This window comes from Phyllobacterium sp. MT110, assembly GCF_058792715.1.
Genome location: NZ_JBXAFE010000006.1, coordinates 46,001 through 68,977 on the forward strand (window position 1 = coordinate 46,001; position 22,977 = coordinate 68,977).

The window sequence follows — 22,977 nt, forward strand, 5'->3', positions numbered from 1 at the left end:
CTCTACTTGTCGCGGCCGTCAATCTGCCGGTTTATTGCCAAGGCGATCAGCGTGCATGCGGCACCCGACAGCAGATAGGCTCCGCTCGCGATGAGACCAAAGCGGCTCGACAGGATCAAGGCGACAAGTGGCGCGAAACCCGCACCGAACAGCCATGCGAGGTCCGTTGTCAGGGCCGATCCCGTATAGCGGTATCTTCTGGAAAAATTCGATGCGACTGAGCCGGAGGACTGGCCGAACGACAGGCCGAGAAGCAGGAAGCCGAAGACCATGAAGATGATTTCGCCGATATCGCCGCCGTCAAGCAACTGAGGGGCGAACCCGCTGAACACGGCAATGGCGATGGCTGTGGCGATGAGCAAACGGCTCCGGCCAACGCGATCAGCAATATTTCCCGAAGCAAAGATCGCCAACACGCCGACCGCCGCACCAATCGTCTCGATCATGAGGAAGCGTGCCGGTCCCTGGTCCGTGAAGAGAAAGACCCATGACAGCGGAAACACCGTCACCATATGGAAGAGTGCGAAACTGGCCAAAGGCGCAAAGGCACCGATGACCACATGGCGGCCCTCTGTCTGCAACGTGTCGCTGACCGTCGTCGGCTGCAGTTCCCGGCGCTTGAAGAGCTCGGCATATTGTTCCGTCACGACCATGCGCAGGCGCGCGAACAGCGCCACCACATTGATGGCAAAGGCGACGAAGAAGGGATAGCGCCAGCCCCACTCCAGGAAATCCTGCGCGGAAAGGTGCGAGACAAAGAATGCAAACAGGCTGGCCGCAACCATCAGTCCGAGCGGGGCACCGAGCTGCGGGATCATGGCGTACCAGCCGCGGCGGCGTTCCGGCGCATTCAGTGCAAGGAGGGAGGCAAGACCGTCCCATTCACCACCCAGCGCCAGGCCCTGGCCGAGCCGGAAAAGCGCAAGTAGCAGCGCCGATATCCAGCCCACCTGCTCGTAACCCGGCAGAAAGGCAATCGCTACCGTCGAGCTTCCCAGGAGGAACAGGGTAATGGTGAGCTTGACGCCGCGGCCATAGGTGCGGTCGATGGCCATGAAGATCACGGTTCCAAGCGGACGCGCGATGAATGCGAGCGCAAAAATTGCAAAGGAATAGAGCGTGCCCGTCAGCGGATCGACATAGGGAAAGACAAGCTTCGGAAAGACCAGGACGGAGGCGATGGCGTAGACGAAAAAGTCGAAGAACTCCGACGTACGCCCGATGATGACACCGATGGCGATCTCACCGACATTGACATCCTCGTGGCCATGCAGGCCCTTCACGTCACGTCCGTGCGTCGATGAGGGCACCCCTATTTCCGCGCTCATGTCTCGTTGCGCTCCTCAATCCTGATTTGGCAGCTGCTGACGTCAAGCCGCGTTCACGGCTTATGCTAGCATCTCCTTTATCATTGTGACACATTAGGGAAGGATTGGGCAAATTGTCCAATGTCACTTTGAATGGGGTGCCGTTACGGATGGCGCAAATTAGCGCCGTTATCATGACAGGAACGACCTTGAAACGTTTTCTTGCCGTCGCCATACTTCCATTTCTCACCATGCTGACCGCATGCAATGCCGTCGTCATGAGCCCGTCTGGCGACGTAGCTGCACAGCAGCGGGATCTGATCGTCATCTCGACCATCCTGATGCTGATCATCATCGTACCCGTCATGCTGTTGACGGTGTTTTTCGCGTGGCGTTATCGCCAATCCAATACAGAGGCACGCTACGAACCCGATTGGGATCACTCGACGCAACTGGAACTGATCATCTGGGCCGCACCGCTCCTCATCATCATCTGCCTTGGCGCGCTGACATGGATGGGTACGCATCTGCTTGATCCCTACCGTCCGCTGGATCGCATTGCGCCCGGCAGGCTGGTCGACAAGCAGGTCAAGCCCCTGCAGGTGGAAGTCGTGGCGCTCGACTGGAAGTGGCTGTTCATCTATCCGGAATATGGTGTGGCGACGGTCAACGAACTGGCCGCCCCGGTGGATAGGCCAATCGATTTCCGTCTGACATCGTCGGCGGTCATGAACTCGTTCTATATTCCGGCGCTTGCAGGCCAGATCTACACCATGCCGGGTATGCAGACGAAACTCAGCGCCGTGATCAACCACCCCGGCACCTTCGAAGGCTTCTCGGCGAACTACAGCGGCGCGGGTTTCTCGGGCATGAAATTTGCCTTCCTCGGCCTGTCCGATGCCGATTTTGACAAATGGATGGCCGACGTGAAAGCGCAGGGCGCCAAGCTAGATCGAAACGCCTATCTCGACCTTGAACGGCCCAGCGAAAACGAGCCGGCGCGCCGTTACGGCAGTGTCGAGACACAGCTCTTCACCGCCGTGCTCAACCGCTGCGTCGAGCTCGGCAAAATGTGCATGGACGAGATGAGTTCAATCGATGCCAAGGGCGGGCTCGGGCTTGCCGGCATCAACAATGTCCACCCGCTCGAATATGACAAATATAGGCGACGCGGCGCCATTTTTGCTCCGCCGACAACCTATGTCGCACGGATATGCACGACAGAAGAGGAAGAGAGAATGCGGGCGGCCGCACAATCTCCACTGCTGTCACCACGCGACTCCTCACCAATACTCGGTGCCGGACTGCCACGCCCAACTGCCCCACTGTTCGGCGCACAGCGCCGTCCATCGAATTCCTGAACGGATTGAGTCCGACATGTTTGATAATCCCGATCTTCTCAAGGCGGTCTTCGGCCGGTTGACCCTGGAATCCTTCCCGTATCATGAGCCGATCCTGGTCGGCACATTTGCCATGGTGGCCCTTGGCGGTTTGGCGTTGGTGGGGCTTCTCACCTATTACCGCCTCTGGAGCTACCTCTGGCGCGAATGGTTCACCAGCATCGACCACAAGCGCATCGGCATCATGTACATGATCCTCGGCATCGTCATGCTGCTGCGCGGCTTTGCCGACGCCATCATGATGCGCCTGCAACAGGCCATGGCCTTCGGCGGCTCCGACGGCTATCTCCCGGCCCACCACTATGACCAGGTGTTCACCGCCCACGGCGTGATCATGATTTTCTTCGTGGCCATGCCGCTTGTCACCGGTCTGATGAACTTTGTCGTTCCGCTGCAGATCGGCGCGCGTGATGTGTCGTTCCCGTTCCTCAACAATTTCAGTTTCTGGATGACCACGGCCGGGGCGATTCTCGTCATGATGTCGCTGTTTGTCGGGGAATTTGCCAAGACCGGCTGGCTTGCCTATCCGCCGCTTTCCAACATCGGATACAGTCCCGATGTCGGGGTGGACTATTACATATGGGCGCTGCAGATCGCGGGTATCGGCACGCTCCTGTCCGGCGTCAATCTGGTGGCGACCATCGTCAAGATGCGCGCGCCCGGCATGACCATGATGAAGCTGCCGGTCTTTACCTGGACGGCGCTCTGCACCAACGTGCTGATCGTGGCCGCCTTCCCGGTATTGACTGCCGTTCTCGCCCTGCTCAGCCTTGACCGTTATGTCGGCACGAACTTCTTCACCAATGATTTCGGCGGCAATCCGATGATGTATGTCAACCTCATCTGGATTTGGGGTCATCCTGAGGTTTACATTCTCATTCTGCCGGCTTTCGGCATCTTCTCCGAGGTCACTTCCACGTTCTCCGGCAAGCGTCTGTTCGGCTACACGTCGATGGTCTATGCCACGGTCGTCATCACCATCCTCGCCTATCTCGTCTGGCTGCACCACTTCTTCACCATGGGCTCCGGCGCCAGCGTGAATTCCTTCTTCGGCATCACGACGATGATTATATCGATCCCCACCGGGGCCAAGATATTCAACTGGCTGTTCACGATGTATCGCGGGCGCATCCGCTTCGAACTGCCGATGATGTGGACAATCGCCTTTATGCTGACCTTCGTCATCGGCGGCATGACCGGCGTGCTGCTCGCCGTACCTCCGGCAGACTTTGTCCTGCACAACAGCCTGTTCCTTGTGGCGCACTTCCACAATGTCATCATCGGCGGCGTGCTGTTCGGCCTGTTTGCCGGCATCAGCTACTGGTTCCCGAAGGCATTCGGCTTCAAGCTCGATCCGTTCTGGGGCAAGATGTCGTTCTGGTTCTGGGTCATCGGTTTCTACTTCGCCTTCATGCCACTTTATGTACTCGGCCTGATGGGTGTGACCCGGCGCCTGCGCGTGTTCAACGATCCGTCGCTGCAGATCTGGTTCGTGATTGCGGCTTTCGGCGCCGTCCTGATCGCCATCGGCATCCTGTCCTTCCTCATCCAGATCTATGTCAGCATCCGCAACCGCGAGAAGCTGGCCGACCTGACAGGCGATCCCTGGGATGGACGCACGCTGGAATGGTCGACCTCGTCGCCGCCACCGGCCTATAATTTCGCCTTCACGCCGGTGGTACATGACCTCGATGCATGGCACGACATGAAACGGCGTGGCTACACCCGTCCGCTTGAAGGCTTCAAGGCCATCCATATGCCCAGCAACACCGGCACAGGCATCATCCTGGCGGTCCTGAGCATCATCTTCGGCTTTGCCATGATCTGGTACATCTGGTGGCTCGCGGCAGCCAGCTTCATTGCCCTGCTTGCCGTCACCATCGGACATACCTTCAACTACAAGCGCGACTTCCACATACCGGCGGAGGATGTTGTCCGCACGGAAGGTGAGCGAACCGCTCTTCTCGCAGGAGCTGCACGATGAGTTCACCAGCTTCCGCAGTGCACGGGGACGCAATCGCGCCGACGTTCTATCTGGTGGACGAGCATGATCATGCTGAAGGCGGCAGCACCATGTTCGGCTTCTGGATTTACCTGATGAGCGACTGCCTTATCTTCGCTGTGCTGTTTGCAACTTATGGCGTGCTTGGCAGCAATTATGCGGCCGGGCCGTCACCCAAGGATCTCTTCGATCTGCCGCTCGTGGCGCTCAACACGTCGATGCTGCTTTTCTCGTCCATCACCTATGGCTTTGCCATGCTCACCATGGACAAGGGACGGATTGCCGCGACGCAGGGATGGCTGGCCGTGACGGGTCTGTTCGGCCTGGCCTTCCTTGGTATCGAGCTCTACGAATTCGCGCACATGATCCATGAGGGCGCAACGCCGCAACGGAGTGCGTTCCTGTCATCGTTCTTTACGCTCGTCGGGACACACGGCCTGCACGTCACCGTTGGCCTGGTCTGGCTGGTCACGCTCATGATCCAGGTCAAGCGCTATGGCCTTATCCAGGCAAACAAGCGCCGGCTGATGTGCCTCAGCCTGTTCTGGCACTTCCTCGACGTCATCTGGATCGGCGTCTTCACCTTTGTCTATCTGATGGGAATGTTGCGATGACACCAGCACATACGGATGATCACGGCCACGCGGAAGACGATGGGCATGCCCATGGTTCCCTGCGATCCTATCTGATCGGTTTTGGCCTTTCGGTCATCCTGACGGCCATTCCTTTCTGGCTGGTCATGACCGGCGCACTGGACTCAAAACAGGCAACCGCATTCGCGATCATGGCATTGGCCGTGATCCAGATCGTGGTTCACATGGTGTTTTTCCTGCACATGAATGTTCGGTCGGAAAATGGCTGGAACATGATGGCGCTGATCTTCACACTCGTCCTTGTCGTCATCACCCTGACCGGCTCCCTATGGGTCATGTATCACCTCAATACCAACATGATGCCCGGGCATGACATGAGCCAGATACCGTGATGGCAGAATAACTCCGGGACGATGCAATGGATGATGATGGCCACTCTCCAAGCTCCCGGCCCAGAGCTCTGTGGCAACTCGGCCTCCTCGGTCTGATCGGCCTTTCGGGCGTGCTTTTGCTGACAGGGCTCGGCGTCTGGCAGCTGGAGCGACGCGTCTGGAAGCTCGACCTCATCCAGCGCGTCGAACAGCGTATCCATGCACCGGCAGTTTCCGCACCCGGTCCGTCCCAATGGCCTGGGATCGATGACACGGAAACCTACCGTCATGTCCAGGTCCGCGGGCATTTCCGGGCCGGCCATGACACGCTTGTAAAGGCCGTTACCGAACGCGGCAGCGGTTCGTGGGTCATTTCACCATTCCAGACCGATGACGGTATCACCGTCTTGATCAATCGTGGCTTTGTACCGGACGATGCTGCACAGGATTCATGGCAGGTGAGCGCTGTGACGGCGCAGGCCGTGACCGGTCTTCTTCGCATGACCGAGCCTGGCGGCGGCTTTCTGCGACGCAACGATCCCGCTGCCGACCGCTGGTACTCGCGTGATGTCCCTGCCATCGCCACCGCGCGCGCACTCGGAGAGGTAGCCCCCTATTTCATCGACAGGGACGCCGGGGCCAATCCGGATGATCTGCCGATCGGCGGCTTGACGGTTATCCGTTTTGCCAACAATCATCTGGTTTATGCCATAACATGGTTTGCACTTGCGCTCATGTTGGCCGCGGCTTTGATTTATGTTGGACGATATGAATGGCAAGTCCGCAAAACCATGCGATTGAATCAGGCCTGATATGTTGAACCCAGAGGCGAACCGAGTGGATTCAAACCAGATCCGCCAAACTGAAGACGGCCTGATGGCCGGGCTTCGGCCAGCAGCGCCGCCAGCTGATTACACCGCCAACTGGAAGAATATGAACCTGCTGGTCCAGCTGCGCTGGATCGCGGTCATCGGGCAGGTCGTGACCATCGCCGTTGTGCATGAATGGCTCAATCTTGAATTGCCATTGCTGCCGATGTTCCTGGTTCTGGCGGGTTTGATCGGGCTGAATCTCGCCAGTATCGTCTGGCTCCGCAACGATCAGATCACCACGCAGGCTTCCCTGTTCATTGTCCTTGTCTTCGACGTGGCAGCGCTCACGGCGCAGCTCTATTTGAGCGGCGGCGCGACCAATCCGTTTATCTTTCTGTATCTGCTGCAGGTCACACTCAGCGCCGTCTTGCTTGACGCACGCTTGACCTCGGCAATCGTCGCCATTGCCGGTATCAGTTTTGCCGGCCTGACGGTGTTCTACGAGCCAATCATTCTGCCCGGTCAGGGCCCAGACGAACTTTTCCGCCTTCACATCATCGGCATGCTCATCTGCTTCGTGCTCGACGCCGCCCTGCTCGTCGTCTTCGTTGCCCGCATCAACCGCAACCTGCGTGAGCGCGACGCCAATCTTGCCGCCCTGAAACAGCATGCGGCGGAAGAAGACCATATCGTCCGCATGGGCCTGCTTGCCTCCGGCGCGGCACACGAGCTGGGCACACCTCTTTCTTCCCTGTCGGTCATCCTCGGAGATTGGCGGCGGGTTCCGGCTCTTGCCGCCGATCCCGATCTCGTTCAGGAAATCGATGAAATGCAGGCCGAAGTGCAGCGTTGCAAGGCCATCGTCACGGGCATTCTGCTGGCGGCAGGCGAGGCGCGCGGCGAAGCGCCCACGGTGACCACCGTCAATGCCTTCCTGGATGAACTGGTCGCCGAATGGCGGGCGGCGCGGTCCGCAACGACGCTTTCCTACGGAAATGCCTTCGGGCTCAATCTCACCATCGTTTCCGACTCGGCGCTCAAGCAGGTCATCTTCAACGTTCTCGACAATGCCTTCGACGCATCGCCGGGATGGGTCGGATTTCTGGCGGAACGCGAGGGTGATATGCTGGTGCTGCGTGTCAATGATGCCGGGCCCGGCTTCCAGCCGGATATACTGGCAAAGTTCGGCAAGCCCTACCAGTCAAGCAAGGGCCGTCTCGGCGGCGGCCTAGGACTGTTTCTGGTCGTCAACGCCGTGCGCAAGCTCGGTGGTGCCGTGCATGCCCGCAACCTGCCGCAGGGCGGCGCATCCGTGACGCTGGAACTGCCGCTTGCCTCGCTGGCCATCGGAGTGCGCGAACATGACAAATGATCGGCTGCTGGTTATCGTCGAGGACGATACGGCGTTTGCCCGGACGCTGAAACGTTCGTTCGAACGGCGCGAATACAATGTGGTGCTGGCAAGCGGACTGGAAGAACTGCGGGACATCCTGCAAACCCAGTCACCCCACTACGCCATCGTCGATCTGAAACTTTCCGGCGCGTCAGGTCTTACCTGCGTCGAGGCGCTGCATGCCCATGATTCGGAAATGCTGATCGTTGTGCTGACGGGATTCGCCAGCATCGCCACCGCCGTGGAAGCGATCAAGCTCGGCGCCTGTCACTACCTCGCCAAGCCATCCAATTCCGACGACATCGAAGCAGCTTTCAGCAAGGCCGCAGGCAATACGGAGATCGATCTGACCGCGCGCCCGACATCGATCAAGACGCTGGAATGGGAGCGTATCCACCAGATGCTGGTGGAAACAGACTTCAACATTTCGGAAGCAGCCCGGCGGCTCGGCATGCACCGCCGCACCCTCGCCCGCAAACTGGAGAAACGCCGGGTGAATTGACCCGGCGCTGCCCTTCACCTATCGGCCGGGCTGGTTGCGCAGCTTTTCCGCTTCCGCATAAAAGCGCTTTTCCCATTCCTTGTGATTGTCGAGCCCTTCCCGGATGAACGGGGTGAACACCGCCAGGTTCATCAACATCCAGTTGACGATATTGGCTGGAAACCGTGTGGGTTTGACGAAATCGACAAAGAGAACGACGCGTGTCTTGTCCGTGTGATTCCACGCTTCATGTTCGTAGGCATCGTCGAAAATCAGCGCCTTGCCTTCGTGCCAATGGCAAATCTGGTCTTTGACGCGAATGGCCAGCCTGTCTGACTGTTCGGGAACGATCATACCGACATGGAGACGCAGCACGCCATTATAGGGGCCGCGATGCGGCGGCAAATGCTTGCCGGGTTCGAAAATCGAGAACATGGCCGTCTTCAGATTGGGAATCTTCTGCACGGCCGCCCATGTCTTCGGACAGGCCTGAATGTTCTGTTCCGATTTCACCCCGAAGCCGATCAGGAAGAAAGTCTTCCAGTTCTTGTCGGTCGAGATGGTTTTGACGTCCGTGGAAATCTCCTGGAACGCCGGCAATTCACTCTGCCGGAGAAGGACACGATCAAGTTCGGTGCGGATTTCCGGCCAGGCTTTCTCGATCTCGCTTGACCAGGGAAAGGTTGCATTGTCGTAGACGGGAGGATTGCCGAATTTGGCATATTTGAGATTGAGCCCTTCGGCCCAGGAGACAATGCTCATGAAAAAACGCGTGACCCGGCTCGGGCGATCCATCGGTGCGATACCGGCCGTCGCGAAGGATTGATCCGCATTTCCAGTTTGCAGTTGTCCTGAATCTGTTTCTTTCAATGTTCTGTCAGTCACGATCATCCCAATCATTCATTGGTCTTACCGAAAGTCCGCCCGCCATTGCCACCAGGGCACGCGGCCGGACATTCGCACCGGCCAGATTATACGATCCAGGCGGAGTTTCTAGGTGCTGCAGCAATAATTGAGAAGCCAACTCACCTTTTTCAAAGGCTTTTTTGGCCATTCCACAGGCACAATGGCGCGGATCACGCGATCGTGAATCCGCGCAATGGGGCCCTCTCCGGTAGCGTCTGGCTAAAAGCCCAGTGTTTGCTGGGCAGGTTCAGGCGCGCCGACATGCACGCCTTCAAGTTCCAGCATGCGGATTTTGGAGGTTGAGCCGCCTGGCGCCGAGAAACCGCCAACCTTGCCGCCCGCCGCCAGCACCCGGTGGCAGGGGATGATCAGGGCGACCGGATTCTTCGCCATCGCCTGCCCCACGTCCCGTGCGGCTTCCGGCCCGGCACCGAGCTCCTTGGCCAATCCGCCATAGGTAACCGTATGGCCCCATCCAACCCGCCGGACAGCGTCATATATGCGTTTGAAGAACTCGTCCTGCCCGTCAAGATCCAGCACGATTCCGGAAAAGTCCGTTTCTTCACCTTTGAAATAGCGCTTTACCGCCGCAACCGCTTCGGAAATTGCCGGCGTGGGCGCTGCAGGTTCGGCGACTGGCAGGCGCCGGAGCAAGAGCCGCTCCGTTCCCTCTGCATTCCTTGTCGGAAGCTGGAACCGCGTCACACCACGCGTATTCCAGGCAATTCCGCAAAACCCGCCTTCGGTTTCAAAGATATGATAGCTGTGCACTGTCTGACCCATGACATGGCCTCCGTCTTTCACATGTCATGAACATCATGCCGGCGGCACCGGAATTCAACCCGTTTCTTGCACCGGGAGAATGCTGTTGCCAGCCCATGACACATTCAATGGGCTGGAGCGCCGCTCGCCTGGCCTTTCTTGGTCAGAAGCACGAAGAAAGCGGCAATGATCAGCATTGCACCCAGCACAACGAACGTGTCGCTATAGCCCATGATCAGCGATTGCCTTTTGACCGTCTGGCCAAGCGCAATGATCGCCTGTTCACGTGCCGCAACGGGGTCTGTCACACCATGCGCCATGAAGTAGGCCGTCATCTGGTCAAGTCTGCCCCGAACCGTTTCACTGAACAGATTGACCGAATTGCCAATGGTGTTGGAATGGAACTGTTCCCGTTTGGTGACGATCGTGGCGAGCATCGCCGTGCCGAATGCACCGCCGAGGTTCCGCAGCATGTTGAAAACGCCGGACGCCGCAGCGGACTCATGACGGGCAACACCCACCATCGCGATGGCCGTCAGCGGTGCCATCACCACAGCCTGCCCGACGGCGCGAACGATGTTGGGCAGCCAGAGCTGATCGCCGGAATAGTTGGCCGACATGTGAATATTCATGAAACAGCTGCCGCCGAACACGCACAGGCCGAGAAACACGATGATGCGCGTATCAAACCGGCCCATCAGCATCGGAACGAACGGAATGATCAAAAGCTGCGGCAAGCCGGTCCAGGCCATGACCGAGCCGATCTGTTCGGAATTGTAGCCCTGCACCTGACCAAGATATTGCGGCAGCAGATACACCGACCCGTAGAGGCCGAAACCGACAAGCATGTTGGCAACGGTGCCGAGGCCAAAATTGCGCCGTTTCAACAGACGCAGATTAACGGCCGGGTTTTTCACGGTCAGTTCGATCCAGACAAACAGCGCCAGAAACACCACAGCGACGATCGTCAGGCGAACGATGAAGGGCGAACCCAGCCAATCGTTCTTGTTGCCTTCTTCAAGCACCGTCTGAAGCGCACCGAGACCGATGGCCATCGCCAGAATGCCGAACCAGTCGCCCTCCCTCAGCAGGCCGAGGTTCATCGGCTGGCGCTCGAGATTGAGATAGAGCGCGGTGACCATGAAGGCGCCGGGAACGAGATTGATAAAGAATATGTACTGCCAGCCGTAATTCTCGGTGAGGTAACCGCCGATGGTCGGACCGATCGCTGGCGCAAAGGTTGCGGTGATGGCAAAGAGGGCCATGCCAACGGAATGCTGTGACCGCGGCAGCTTGGTCAGGATCAGCGTGAACGCCATCGGAATGAGCACGCCGCCGGTAAAACCCTGAATGGCCCGCAGAATGATCATCTCTTCGAGATTGCGCGCAAAGGCACAGGCCACCGAGAACGCCAGGAACAGCAGGGCATTGACCAGCAGGAAACGCCGGAAGGAAAACACCCGGCTGAGATAGTCGGTCAACGGGATGACAATGATTTCGCCGATGAGATAGGCCGTCGAAATCCACGCGCCATTGTCGACACCAGTGCCGATACCGCCCTCGATATTGAGGAGCGAGGCATTGGTGATCTGGATATTCAGCACAGCCATGAAGGCGCCGATCAGGCCGGCAAAGACGGTAATCCACGTCTTGAGGCTTGCGGGGCGTTCCTGATCGGCAACGGGTGTGGCAGCAACGGACATTTTCTTCGTCCTATCCGGATTTGCTAATTGGCGGCCTTGAAGCAGGCAGTCTCGCCGCACTTGGCCGCGCCGTCGGAATCCTTGAGATTGATGGTCGGGGTCACCGACATGCCGGGACGCAACAGGCCGGTGAGCTTGCTGTCATTGTCCAGGACAACCTTGACCGGGATACGCTGCACGATCTTGGTGAAATTACCGGTTGCATTGTCCGGCGGCAGCAGAGCAAATTCCTGGCCGCTGGCCGGTGCAATGCTGTCGACACGCCCCGTCAGGGCGACATCCGGGAAGGTGTCGACGGCGATATCGACAGGCTGGCCTTTTTTCACATCCGTAAGCTGGGTCTCCTTGAAGTTGGCGATAACGTAGACATCGTCAACCGGAACGACCGCCATCAGCTGGGTTCCGGACTGGACATACTGGCCGACGCGCAGGGTGCGGTTACCGACCACGCCATCCACCGGCGAGACGATCGTCGTGTAACCCAGATTGAGTTCGGCCTGATCCTGAACAGCCTTGTCGCGCGCAAGGGCGGCATTCATCTTGGCCAATTGGGCTTGCAGCACGCCCATCTGTTTCTGCGCCGAAACAACGGCGCCTTCATCACGCTGGAGTGTCGCTTTGGCGATATCCAGCTTGGAAACGGCCTGCTGGGCGTTCTGCACGCTTCCTGCCCCTTGTGTTGCGAGGGCGCCGTAACGGTCATTGTCCTGCTGGGCAAATTTCAAGCTGGCCTGATCGACCGATACGGTCGACTGCGCCTGGGCAATCGCTGCCTGCTGCTGGTCGAGACTCGCCACGATGTTCTCTATGTCAGCCTGTGCCGCGGCGACATCAGCCTTCGCCTGCTCAAGCGCAACCACGTAATCGCGGTCATCTATTTTTGCGAGGGGCTGATTGGCACGGACGGGTTGATTGTCCGCCACAAGCACTTCGCGCACATAGCCGGAAACCTTCGGGGCAACGATGGTGGAATCGGCCTTCACATAGGCATCGTCGGTTGATTCCTGGAACCGTCCGACGGTCCAGTAGTGCCAGCCGAACTTCGCTCCCAGTCCCACAACGATCACAGCTGCGCCAATCAGCAGCAACTTTCGAACATTGCGCGGCGGCTGCTTGTGCGGCGGCTCCATCTTGCCTTCCTGCGGTGCCGACATGGCTTCGTCGGCACTCAGTGTCTTTTCAACCTTGAGATCGAGGGGTTGCGTGTTTTTGGTCATGGCGAATGCCCTTAGTTGAGGAACTAGATCGGCACGGTTCATTGGGAGAACTCGGGTCGGGGATAAATAAGGAACCCAGCAGTTCCCTAATTATGTCTGGACAATTCCGTTTGCAAGACAGAAAATGCGCAAGCAACTATTTTTGAAGACCGAAAGCAGAAGACTGGTGACAAAACCAACGGATACAATCGAGATCGAGCGGGACAATCAGGACGAAAACACACCAGAGATCAAACGTCCGCGCGGACGGCCGCAAAACCGGTCCGACGCGGAGACGAAACACCTGATCCTGCAGACCGCCACCCATGTGCTGCTGGAAAACGGCTACACCGCGACCCGGATGGAGACGGTTGCCCGGGAGGCGGGTGTTGCGAAACGGACCATTTACCGCTTCTGGACAACGAAATCCGAACTGCTTGCGGCCATCGTGGCAGAACGCGGCGAGCAGATAGCCAGCAGGGTCGACGCTTTCCTGCAGACGATTCATACGGAATCACTGGACCATTTGGGACTGAAACACGCGCTCGAACATATCCTGAGCGAATTTGCGCACCTCGTCCTATCCGACCAGACCGTCGCATTCTATCGTCTGGTGACGGCCGAAGCCCTGAACTTTCCGGAAGTCGCCAGAGCCTTCTACAGGGAAGGTCCGTCGCGAAGCTCGGCCATGGTCGCCCGTTTTTTGGAACAGCAGGAAAAGCGCGGACTGATCAAGCTCGATAATTCCAGGATTGCCGCAACGATGCTGCTCGGCATGGTCACCGCAGAACCCTTCCGCATCGCGACACTGGGGCTGGACAGCGTTCCCGAAGACCGCGAGATCGAAGAACGCGTGGCTATGGCAGCGGCATTGTTCCTCGAGGGATGCAGCATCAGGCCAGCCAGTTCCGGATAGTTTACTCTTTCTGCAGCCCGAGATAATCCGTGAGTTCGCGTGCGGCCGCGCCGCCGGCACGATTGGCACCTATGGTGGACGCCGAAGGACCGTAACCGACCAGATGAATGCGCGGATCCTTGGCAACCTGTGTCGCCAGCCTGCCCGACATGATAATGCCGCCATTCTCCTCGCGGATCTGCAGCGGGGCAAGATGATCGAGCGAACTGCGGAACCCCGTGCACCACAAAATGACGTCGGCGCGCTGTTCCCGGCCATCGGACCAGCGTATGCCATTCCGGGTGATCCCGGTAAACATGGGCAGCCGTTTGAGCACACCACGCGCCTGCGCTGCGCGCAGCGCCGGCGTCCACGGAATCCCGGTGACTGAGACCACCGAGCCCGGTACCAAACCGCGTCGCACCCGGTCTTCCACAATCGCCACCGCCGCCCGCCCATCTTCTGGCGTAAACGGTGTATCGCGAAACTGCGGTTCCTGCCGCGTCACCCAGGTCGTCGACGTGACCCGGGAAATTTCGTCCAGCAATTGCAGCGCGGAAATGCCACCACCGACAACAACGACATGCTTTCCGGTAAACTCATCCGCTGTCTTGTAGTCATGGGTATGCAGTTGCCGGCCCTCAAAATTTTCTGCGCCTGGATAGGCTGGAATATAGGGCGTCTCCCACGTTCCCGTTGCATTGATGATGCCGCGCGCGGAAAAACCACCCTCTTCGGTCTCGATACGAAAGCGGCCGTTGCGCTCGCACACGACCTTGACCGTCTGCGGCCGATAGACCGGCAATTCGAACTTCCGTTCATAGGCGGCGTAGTATTGCGGCACCGCCACCGATGCCTTGACTTCGTCACCAGCATCAACCGCCTCGACAAACCGCAGCCCCGGCAGATCGTGAACGCGATTGACCGTCGTCAAAGTCAGGGATGGCCACCGGTACTGCCAAGCGCCACCGGCACCGGGCGATTTGTCCAGAACCAGGTAATTCTTCCAGGATTTCAGGCCAAGCTGTTGCAGGTGATAGGCGGAGGAAAGACCCGCCTGCCCGGCCCCGATCACGACAATATCCGCCTTCAACAGCGCGCGCGCATCGTGCTGTCCCGAGGGAGCATCCGCGCCGTGTACAAGTATGGGAGGGGCCGCTTGATCTGAAGGCATAGCTGATCATAAATTCGATCCGCGCAAATTCAAGGTCCGGCGATTGGCTTTTACACCCGACCGCCACGGCGCGTCGGCGGGGGCTTCGTCAGTTGCTCGATTAGTTCGCGCGCATGAGGAAGCAAATCCTCAAATCTGCGCGCGCAGACGGCCAGATGCCGCGTGGCCCAAGTATCCGTCAGACGAACTGAACGAATGGGCATCGAGCGGCGATATCTCCTCGCTGCAGTCTCCGGGACTATCCCCAACCCGACATCCCGAGCAACCATACGGCAAATGCCTTCAAAGGTCCGCAGACGAATACGGAAGGCAAGAGCATGGCCGGCACGTGCTGCGTGATCACCGAGATAATCCTGCAGCGGACTGCCGGCACTCAATCCGACAAATTCCTGCCCGGCGACATCGGCAAAGGCGATATGGCGACGTTCCGCCCATTGGCTCGAGCGGGCAACAACAAGCACCAGGCGGTCAATGGCAAAGGGCCGTAATTCCAGACTGCCGTGATCCACGGCATCCGTGATCACACCGATATCGGCAGAGCCGCCTGCCACCGCCTTGACGATCTCGGTGCTGAGACGTTCCTTCAAATCGATATCGACATTGGGCCGGACGGCGAGAAAGGCCGCAAGCCTTTCCGGCAGGAATTCCGTCATGGCCGCGGTATTCGCCATCAGGCGAATATGACTTTTCAGACCCTTCGAGAATTCGCCCAGCTCCCCGCGCATCTGCTCGATCTGCTGCAGGACAATACGGGCATGATGGGCAACCGCATCGCCAGCCGGTGTGGTTGCGACGCCGCGCCGGCCGCGTTCGAGCAGCGGGAGACCGATGACGTCTTCCATGCCGCGCAGGCGGGCACTGGCCGATGGCAACGTCATGTTGGCCTGCGTGGCACCATGGGTGATGCTTCCGGCTTCTACAACCAGAAGAAAGAGACGCAGATCAGTCAGGTCGAAACGCATGCATAGGGGTGTAGCACTCAATCTGCCTTCGGCATAGCCTTAGGCAGAGTTCGGTTCTTCCGCATTGTGAACAGTACCATCCCGCGCAATGCTGGGGCATGTTTGACCTGTCCGCAGCTTCCCTTCTCATGATTGCCCTGACGTTCTTCCTTGCCGGTATGGTCAAGGGTGTGACCGGAATGGGGCTGCCGACCGTCGCCATGGGTATTCTCGGCACCATCATGCCTCCGGCAGGCGCAGCGGCGTTGCTGCTCGTTCCCTCTTTCGTCACCAATGTCCTGCAATTGCTTTCCGGGCCAAGCTTTGCGGTCCTCGCATTGCGGTTGTGGGCCATGATGCTCACCATCCTTCTGGGAACCATTGCAGGCGCCTGGCTTATGGCCAATGATACGGCTGGATGGACCACGATGGGTCTCGGCGCTGCCTTGATGCTCTATGCGGGGTTCAGTCTTGCCGCCCGCCAGCTGTCCGTTCCGCGCAGCCTGGAACCCATTCTGTCGCCGCTCGTTGGCATCGTCACGGGCGTCGTAACCGGCGCAACAGGCGTTTTTGTCATACCGGCCGTTCCCTACCTGCAGGCGCTGGGTCTGACCAAGGACGATTTGATCCAGGCGCTTGGCCTGTCCTTTACCGTGTCCACCGTCGCGCTCGCAATCGGGCTGACATCAGGCGGAGCATTGCAGTTCGACAATATGAGCACGTCAGCTCTCGCATTGGCACCTGCGCTGTTCGGCATGTGGTGTGGTCAGAAGGTGCGCGATGCCATCAGCCCTGCAACTTTCCGCCGCTGGTTCCTGGTCTGTCTCCTGCTGCTTGGACTGGAGCTGGTTGTGAAGCCGTTGTTCTGACATCCGCCGATGCCGATCTTCTGGGCCTCGGCTGTAAACCCCATGAACACCTGCGCACCCCGAATGCGCCCCATCTGATCGCTGCCAGGGACGGCTGAAAGCAAAAACCCGTGCTGCGTTCTTCAGCACGGGTTTGAATGTATTGCCTACGGTTCGTCCCGGTACGGCTACTCCTGGCGCTGACCAGTCAGGCTGAGCAGCAACTGGAAGATGTTGACGAAATTCAGGTAGAGCGAGAAAGCGCCGAAGACCGCGAGCTTCTGTTGTGATTCGGAATCATGGCTCTCGGCATACTGCTCCTTGATCGACTGTGTGTCCCAGGCGGTCAACCCGATGAACACAAGCACACCGGCTACGGATACGACGAACTGCAGCATCGACGAGCCGAGGAAAAGATTGACGAGACTCGCGATGACCACGCCGATCAGGCCCATCATCAGGAAGGAGCTGAACTGCGACAGGTCACGCTTGGTCGTGTATCCGTAGAGGCTGGTTGCGCCAAACATCGTTGCCGCGATGAAGAAGGTACGGGCAATGCTGGTTCCGGTGAAGACAAGGAATACGGATGCCAGGGACAGGCCCATGACAGCGCAGAATGCCCAGAACATGGCCTGTGCCGACGATGCCGACATGGACTGCATCTTGAACGAGAAAAACATGACAAAGGCCAGCGGGGCCAGCATCACGACCCACTTCAACGGCGTCGAAAAGATCGGCACATAGAGAGCCGGTGTTGAGGCAACGACAAAGGCTACAAGACCGGTAACAACCAGACCAAGGCCCATGTAGTTGTAGATGCGCAGCATATGCTGGCGCAGGCCTTCATCAAAGACCGCGGATGACTGGCCGCGTGCCGTATCCATCCCATAACGCAGAGGTGTATTCATAAACTCGGTTCCTTTCGGTTCGTTGGATCAGTAAAGGGTTTTGGCAAGGCCCAGCGCAGCCTTTTCCAGATCTGCCGTTGCAGCATCCGAAACGAGCGCATAAGCGACATCGCCAATTTGAAAATAAGCTGCAGACGTGCCGTTCACGCGGAGAGCGCGCGGTTTGACGACATCAAATGTGCCGGGACGCACGGCAAAAAGCGAAACCGGACCAAGGCTGTCGGACCGGACTTCCATTTCGACACTCGGTCCAAAATTGGACGGAAACAGTTGAACGTCATGCACCGTCCATTTCTCAGGCATTGCAGGTATGACGATTCCGGTCGACGCGCGTATCTCCGCAGGGTCGTAGCTGCGGGTTTCCGGCTGCGATACCATTTCGGCACGGAGCGATGATGTCTTGTGCGCCATGATGGCGTCTGAAACGTAGGCTGGCGGCGGCGTTGCGGCGACAACTTTGGAGACGGTCAAAGGACCGAACCCCGCATGGGCCATCCAGCCCAGGGCCAGCAGCACCCCAACCGCCGCAATGCGTTGCAAACCGCCAAACAGCCGATCCCGTCCGAGACCCCGTTCAAGCCGGTGCGCGAGTTCTGACGTTTCCGGAGACCCGGCCGTATGCCCCTGCGCCAGCGCAAGCCGAAGTTCGTCGCGCGACTGCAGATCGGACATGACACGGGCGGCCTGTTCCGGATGCTGCGACAGGTAACGTGCAATCTCAATCCGGCGAAGGGTATCGAGCTGGTCGTCTATATAGGCGTCCAGATCCGCTTCGACGACGGGATCGATCGTTTCAGTCATCTCGGCCTCCTACAATTTTCAAATGACCGGCCTTTCCCAATTGCCGGTCGTTTTCGTGGGAACGAAGGGTTGCGCGGGCCCGGCTGATCCGCGACATCAGGGTACCGACCGGGATGTTCAATGTGTTCGCCGCCTCTTCATAGGAAAGACCTTCCAGCGCGACGAGATGAAGTGCGGACCTCTGCTCTTCAGGAAGAGCGAAAAATGCTTCCCGCACCTGGCCAAGCCGGACGGAATGTTCCTGTGGTGCATCGATGGCCACATCGGCAAGGGAATAGGCAGCCTCCAACGTTCGGGCCTCTGCCGCGTTTGAACGCTTGACGTCGATGAACCGGTTGTGAAGGATCGAAAGCAACCACCCCCGAAGCGTATTGCCATGACGAAACCCGCTTCGCCGCTCATAGGCGCGCAAAAGCGTATCCTGGACGAGGTCCTCTGCATCCGCGTCGTTCCGGGTCAGGGAACGGGCATAACGGCGAAGAGAACCAAGCTGTCCAACAACATCAAAACGTGGTTTCGGCGTTTTCATATGGTGTATACGGAGCCCATGCGGTTTTATTCCCGTTACACGAAATTATTTCATTGTAGCACAAATGGATTATCTGGTTTGGGCCGGCGCGAACGGAGCCATCATGCCAAGATACGGCTTGACCAGCGGCGAAGCGTAGCCGCCGCGCTTGCTTGTCGTCAGCCCCAGCGTCACCAGACCTTCTGCGAGCTTGACCGCAGCGCCAACGCCGTCGACAACCGGGACGCCATATTCCTGTTGCAACCGGCGGGCAAGGTCAGCCATCCCTGCACAACCCAGGACAATGGCTTCAGCCTGATCGTCCCGCAGCGCTTTTTCGATTTCAGCGCGGAGCTTTGTCGTGGCGCCGGATGATGGATCATCGAGGGACAATACGGGAATGGCCGCAGCTCTTACGGTGGCGCGGTCCGACATTCCATAGCGATGAACCAGACCCTTCACCGGCATGATCGAACGCTCGAGGGTTGTTACGATAGAAAAACGCTGCGCGATGAGCGCTGCGGTTGCGACGGCCGCCTCGCAAATGCCGAGCACGGGAATGGATGCCATGGCCCGTGCAGCATCGAGGCCCGTATCATCGAAACAGGCGATGATCGCCGCATCGGCCCCGCTTCTTTCGCCCTCGGCGATCTCCGTGAGCAAGCCGGGGACTGCAAATGCCTCGTCATAGTAGCCCTCGATCGACACCGGCCCCATGCGCGAGGTCCGAGCGCTGATCTCGGTTGCGGGACCAGCCACAGAACGGGCCGCACTCTCGATCGAGTTGGTCATGCTGACGGTGGTATTGGGATTGACGAGCAGAACACGCATTCGCTGTTTATCCGACATGTGCACGGCGGCGGCCAAGGACGATGATCGCCGTCAGGGCAGCGATGATAACCAGGAATGAGAAGACCGATGTAACGGTACCCAGCGCGTAAAGCACAGGCGTCGTCACATTCGTCGTCATTCCGTAGATCTCGAGCGGCAAAGTGTTGAATGTGCCGGCGGCCATCAACGTACGGGCAAATTCGTCATAGGAAAGCGTAAAGCCAAAGAGCCCGACACCAATCAGGCTCGGGGCAATCATTGGCAGAAGCACGTGGCGAAAGGTCTGCCAGGCATTGGCGCCAAGATCACGCGCCGCCTCTTCATAGACCGGTGAAAAGCGATTGAACACGGCGAACATGATGAGCACACCGAAGGGCAGCGTCCAGGTCAGATGCGCACCGAGCCCGGATGACCACCATGCGGGCCTTATGCCGAGCACCTGAAAGAACAAGCCAATGCCAAGGCTGATCAGAATGGAAGGCACGACAAGACTGGAAATCGCGAGATAGAAGAGCAGTGTCGATCCCCTGAACTTGCGCCGGAATGCCAGACCAGCCAACAGCGAAACCACCACCGTGATGACCGTGGTCATGAGCCCGAGGATCATGGATCGGCGCAATGACCCGCCAAAATCACCGACGGCCTGCTGTTCGAAGAGATTGCTGAACCAATGCAGCGACATTCCATTCATCGGAAAGGTCAAACCTCCGGACGGCCCCTGAAATGACAGAATGAAGATTGTCGTGAGCGGCCCATAGAGGAAGAGCACGAACAGTGTGAAGAAGAAGGCGAGAATATAGAATTCGCGGGATCTGGTCTCCGAATGCATGTCAGAGTTCCTTGCGAATATCGACGACACGCAGGATCGCGGCAACGATCAACAGCACGACAATCAGGAGAATGACCGCATTGGCGGCGGCGGCGGGATATTGCAGGAGCGAAATCTGGTTTGCCATCATCAGGCCGACCGAGGCGCTTTGTCCGCCCGACATGAAGCGTACGGTAATGAAATCACCCATCACCAGCGTGACAACAAAAATCGAGCCAATGGCAATGCCGGGCTTGGCCAGCGGTATGATCACATTCGTCAATATCTGAAATCCGGAGGCGCCGGCATCGCGTGCGGCCTCGATGAGCGAGCGATCGATACGCATCAACGTGTTGAAGATGGGCGTGACCATGAAGAGCGTATAAAGATGCACCATCGCCAGAACGACCGCAAACTCTGAAAACAGCAGAAATTCAAGTGGCTTGGAAACAATGCCAAGCTGGATCAGCGATGAATTGATCAGGCCATTGCGCCCCAGGAACGGCACCCATGAAATCATCCGGATGATGTTCGAGGTAAGGAACGGCACGGTGCAGACAAGAAACAGCACCATCTGCATGGTGGTTGAACGGATATGGAAGGCAAGGAAATAGGCCACCCAGAAACCGATAAGCAAGGTGAGACCCCAGACGATCAGCGTGAACTTGAAGGTGTTCAGATAAATCTTCCACGTGACCCATGAGCCCAGTGTTTCGGTATAATTGAAGGTGACGAAATCCGGATAGATCCGCACGGAGTCATAGTCCCAGAAGCTGACCATGACGATTGTGAGGATCGGCAACAGCAGAAACAGACCGAGTATAAGCGCTAGCGGCATCGCCTGGAGATAGGAGAGCAACGGGAGGATCGACTTGGGCCACATCCTGCGAAATGGCCTGGCGAACTTGCCCGGCTCGTTGGTTGTATCAGCGGAAGGATCTGTTGTTGTCATGGAACGTTCCTCTGGAAGGACAGGCCGCCCTTCCCCCCGGGGGAAAAGGCGGCCAAGCTGTACATCAGGCGGCGATGAACTCGTTCCATTTGCGGACCATGTAACGATCCTCGTCCATGACGGAGTTCCAGCATGCAACAGCACCCATGCGGGCTTCGAATGCCCCGCCATCGCGAACTGCCCCCGCCTTCTCCATGACCTTGCCATCGGGAGCAACGATGTCGCCCGCAGCCGGCTTGCCTTCCATCCAATACCCCCATTCATCCGCTGTCATGAAGTTCTTCGCGGTTTCAGGCGCTGCGGAATAATAGCCCTGCCGATTGAGATAGGCGCCCACCCAGCCGGAGAGATACCAGTTGATATATTCATAGGCGGCATCAAGCTCGATGCCGCTCAGGTGCTTGGCGAGACCGAGCCCGCCTCCCCAGGCGCGATAGCCCTCTTTTAGCGGCTGATACTTGCAGGCAATGCCCTTGGAGCGGACGGCAGCGACGGCCGGCGACCACATGGACTGGATAACCACCTCACCGGAAGCCATGAGATTTACGCTTTCGTCGAATGTCTTCCAGAAGGAGCGGAACTGGCCGTCGGTCTTTGCCTTGATGAGGAAGGCAACCGTCTGGTCGATTTCCGCCTTCGTCATATTGCCCTTGTCGCCATACTTGATGGTGCCCATGGATTCGCAGATCATGGCGGCGTCCATGATGCCAATGGACGGAATATTGATGATCGACGCCTTGCCCTTGAAGGCAGGGTCCATGATATCCGCCCAGCTGGTGATGTCGCGGCCGACCAGATCCGGCCGGATACCAAGGGTATCGGCATTGTAGATCGTCGGGATCAGGGTCATCCATTTGGTCGGTTCGGAGGCAAATTTCGTTGAGTCCGCGCTTTCGACAAAGCCCACCGTATGGGGCGCTGTTCCCTGCGCGATCTTGCTTTCCGGTGTCAGTTTGCCGGTTACGAAGAGCGGGGCGATCTTGTCGAAATACTTCATCTTCGACACATCCATCGGCTGCATGACACCTGCCGGAAAGACCTTCTTGGCGATCCAATATTCGATATCGGCAATGTCATAGCTGTCCGGCTGCGTGACCGCGCGCTGGGTCACCGCGTCGGAATCGAGTGCCGTCATCTGCAGCGTAAAGCCGAGATCCTCCTTCACCTTGTTGGCAACGTCATTGAGATTGGAAACGCCTGTTCCGAACTGGCGCAGGGTAACATTCTTGATGTTCTGCGCCCAGATGGTCGGAAAGCCGGTAATGGCGCCGGACCCGGCGACCAGACCTGCCGCGGCGGCGCCCGTTTTCAGAAACGCGCGTCTGTTCAATCCTGCCTTGTGTTTGATTGTATCTGTCATGTTCAGTTCCCCTTTTTTGGTTGTT

24 protein-coding genes are annotated in these 22,977 nt (G+C 58.3%); 9 read left to right on the top strand and 15 right to left on the bottom strand.

Annotated elements, in window-relative coordinates:
• Nucleotides 1–2: 2 nt before the first annotated feature.
• Complete coding sequence (locus AC1Q5O_RS21915; protein WP_403182753.1) at nt 3–1,328, bottom strand: MFS transporter; 1,326 nt, start codon at nt 1,326–1,328, stop codon at nt 3–5.
• A 188-nt stretch (nt 1,329–1,516) separates the two neighbouring features.
• On the opposite strand from AC1Q5O_RS21915, the gene cyoA reads away from it, so the two are divergent.
• The 7 genes from cyoA (at nt 1,517) to AC1Q5O_RS21950 (ending at nt 8,380) form a co-directional block, all read left to right on the top strand.
• Nucleotides 1,517–2,668 (top strand): ubiquinol oxidase subunit II, encoded by a 1,152-nt coding sequence (cyoA, locus tag AC1Q5O_RS21920; RefSeq protein ID WP_472460216.1) that lies wholly within the window; start codon nt 1,517–1,519, stop codon nt 2,666–2,668.
• Between the two features lie 16 nt (nt 2,669–2,684).
• Entirely contained in the window at nt 2,685–4,691 is a 2,007-nt protein-coding gene (cyoB, locus tag AC1Q5O_RS21925) for a cytochrome o ubiquinol oxidase subunit I (protein ID WP_492565907.1), read from the top strand.
• Complete coding sequence (cyoC, locus tag AC1Q5O_RS21930) at nt 4,688–5,323, top strand: cytochrome o ubiquinol oxidase subunit III (RefSeq protein ID WP_492565909.1); 636 nt, start codon at nt 4,688–4,690, stop codon at nt 5,321–5,323. Before cyoB ends, cyoC begins: the two co-directional genes overlap by 4 nt.
• Nucleotides 5,320–5,694: a cytochrome o ubiquinol oxidase subunit IV gene (gene cyoD, locus AC1Q5O_RS21935; protein ID WP_464663924.1), complete on the top strand. Its 375-nt coding sequence runs from the start codon at nt 5,320–5,322 to the stop codon at nt 5,692–5,694. The genes cyoC and cyoD overlap by 4 nt, the downstream gene beginning before the upstream one ends.
• Nucleotides 5,695–5,720: 26 nt before the next feature.
• Nucleotides 5,721–6,485, top strand: a complete 765-nt coding sequence (locus AC1Q5O_RS21940) for an SURF1 family protein (RefSeq protein ID WP_492565912.1) — start codon at nt 5,721–5,723, stop codon at nt 6,483–6,485.
• A 64-nt stretch (nt 6,486–6,549) separates the two neighbouring features.
• Entirely contained in the window at nt 6,550–7,857 is a 1,308-nt protein-coding gene (locus AC1Q5O_RS21945; RefSeq protein WP_492566325.1) for an ATP-binding protein, read from the top strand.
• Entirely contained in the window at nt 7,847–8,380 is a 534-nt protein-coding gene (locus tag AC1Q5O_RS21950) for a response regulator transcription factor (protein ID WP_464663920.1), read from the top strand. Before AC1Q5O_RS21945 ends, AC1Q5O_RS21950 begins: the two co-directional genes overlap by 11 nt.
• A gap of 18 nt (nt 8,381–8,398) precedes the next feature.
• On the opposite strand, the gene olsC is transcribed toward AC1Q5O_RS21950, so the two are convergent.
• From olsC to AC1Q5O_RS21975, 5 genes are all read right to left on the bottom strand, one after another.
• Nucleotides 8,399–9,250: an ornithine lipid ester-linked acyl 2-hydroxylase OlsC gene (olsC, locus tag AC1Q5O_RS21955; protein WP_464663919.1), complete on the bottom strand. Its 852-nt coding sequence runs from the start codon at nt 9,248–9,250 to the stop codon at nt 8,399–8,401.
• Nucleotides 9,237–9,413 carry a hypothetical protein gene (locus tag AC1Q5O_RS21960; protein ID WP_464663918.1) on the bottom strand — a complete coding sequence of 59 codons (177 nt, stop codon included), beginning with the start codon at nt 9,411–9,413 and terminating at the stop codon, nt 9,237–9,239. Before AC1Q5O_RS21960 ends, olsC begins: the two co-directional genes overlap by 14 nt.
• A 71-nt stretch (nt 9,414–9,484) precedes the next feature.
• Nucleotides 9,485–10,048, bottom strand: a complete 564-nt coding sequence (locus AC1Q5O_RS21965; protein WP_492565914.1) for a methylated-DNA--[protein]-cysteine S-methyltransferase — start codon at nt 10,046–10,048, stop codon at nt 9,485–9,487.
• A gap of 104 nt (nt 10,049–10,152) precedes the next feature.
• Nucleotides 10,153–11,730 (bottom strand): DHA2 family efflux MFS transporter permease subunit, encoded by a 1,578-nt coding sequence (locus AC1Q5O_RS21970; protein WP_463012448.1) that lies wholly within the window; start codon nt 11,728–11,730, stop codon nt 10,153–10,155.
• A gap of 23 nt (nt 11,731–11,753) precedes the next feature.
• Nucleotides 11,754–12,947 carry an HlyD family secretion protein gene (locus AC1Q5O_RS21975; RefSeq protein WP_492565917.1) on the bottom strand — a complete coding sequence of 398 codons (1,194 nt, stop codon included), beginning with the start codon at nt 12,945–12,947 and terminating at the stop codon, nt 11,754–11,756.
• A 166-nt stretch (nt 12,948–13,113) separates the two neighbouring features.
• Between AC1Q5O_RS21975 and AC1Q5O_RS21980 the strand changes: the two genes are divergently transcribed.
• On the top strand, nt 13,114–13,842 hold the full coding sequence (locus AC1Q5O_RS21980; RefSeq protein ID WP_492565919.1) for a TetR/AcrR family transcriptional regulator: 729 nt from the start codon (nt 13,114–13,116) through the stop codon (nt 13,840–13,842).
• 1 nt (nt 13,843) lies between these two features.
• Here AC1Q5O_RS21980 and AC1Q5O_RS21985 read toward each other — a convergent pair whose 3' ends face one another.
• Nucleotides 13,844–14,995, bottom strand: coding sequence for an NAD(P)-binding domain-containing protein (locus AC1Q5O_RS21985; protein WP_492565921.1), 1,152 nt, complete (start codon nt 14,993–14,995; stop codon nt 13,844–13,846).
• A gap of 50 nt (nt 14,996–15,045) precedes the next feature.
• Complete coding sequence (locus AC1Q5O_RS21990) at nt 15,046–15,978, bottom strand: LysR family transcriptional regulator (RefSeq protein ID WP_492565922.1); 933 nt, start codon at nt 15,976–15,978, stop codon at nt 15,046–15,048.
• Nucleotides 15,979–16,055: 77 nt separating this feature from the next.
• Here AC1Q5O_RS21990 and AC1Q5O_RS21995 point away from each other — a divergent pair, with 77 nt between their 5' ends.
• On the top strand, nt 16,056–16,805 hold the full coding sequence (locus tag AC1Q5O_RS21995) for a sulfite exporter TauE/SafE family protein (RefSeq protein ID WP_492565924.1): 750 nt from the start codon (nt 16,056–16,058) through the stop codon (nt 16,803–16,805).
• Between the two features lie 167 nt (nt 16,806–16,972).
• Here the strand turns inward: AC1Q5O_RS21995 and AC1Q5O_RS22000 are convergent, their stop codons facing one another.
• From AC1Q5O_RS22000 to AC1Q5O_RS22030, 7 genes are all read right to left on the bottom strand, one after another.
• Nucleotides 16,973–17,692 carry a Bax inhibitor-1/YccA family protein gene (locus AC1Q5O_RS22000; RefSeq protein WP_223614215.1) on the bottom strand — a complete coding sequence of 240 codons (720 nt, stop codon included), beginning with the start codon at nt 17,690–17,692 and terminating at the stop codon, nt 16,973–16,975.
• Nucleotides 17,693–17,719: 27 nt separating this feature from the next.
• Nucleotides 17,720–18,493 (bottom strand): anti-sigma factor family protein, encoded by a 774-nt coding sequence (locus tag AC1Q5O_RS22005; RefSeq protein WP_288191363.1) that lies wholly within the window; start codon nt 18,491–18,493, stop codon nt 17,720–17,722.
• A complete protein-coding gene (locus tag AC1Q5O_RS22010) occupies nt 18,486–19,022 on the bottom strand; it encodes a sigma-70 family RNA polymerase sigma factor (protein WP_288191364.1) in 537 nt (178 codons plus the stop codon). Before AC1Q5O_RS22010 ends, AC1Q5O_RS22005 begins: the two co-directional genes overlap by 8 nt.
• A 69-nt stretch (nt 19,023–19,091) precedes the next feature.
• A complete protein-coding gene (locus AC1Q5O_RS22015; protein ID WP_492565926.1) occupies nt 19,092–19,832 on the bottom strand; it encodes an aspartate/glutamate racemase family protein in 741 nt (246 codons plus the stop codon).
• Nucleotides 19,833–19,839: 7 nt separating this feature from the next.
• The gene (locus AC1Q5O_RS22020) at nt 19,840–20,661 is read right to left on the bottom strand and encodes an ABC transporter permease (protein WP_492565928.1); all 822 of its coding nucleotides are present in this window, start codon (nt 20,659–20,661) and stop codon (nt 19,840–19,842) included.
• 1 nt (nt 20,662) lies between these two features.
• A complete protein-coding gene (locus AC1Q5O_RS22025) occupies nt 20,663–21,592 on the bottom strand; it encodes an ABC transporter permease (RefSeq protein WP_492565930.1) in 930 nt (309 codons plus the stop codon).
• Between the two features lie 64 nt (nt 21,593–21,656).
• On the bottom strand, nt 21,657–22,952 hold the full coding sequence (locus AC1Q5O_RS22030) for an ABC transporter substrate-binding protein (RefSeq protein WP_492565932.1): 1,296 nt from the start codon (nt 22,950–22,952) through the stop codon (nt 21,657–21,659).
• Nucleotides 22,953–22,977 lie beyond the last annotated feature (25 nt).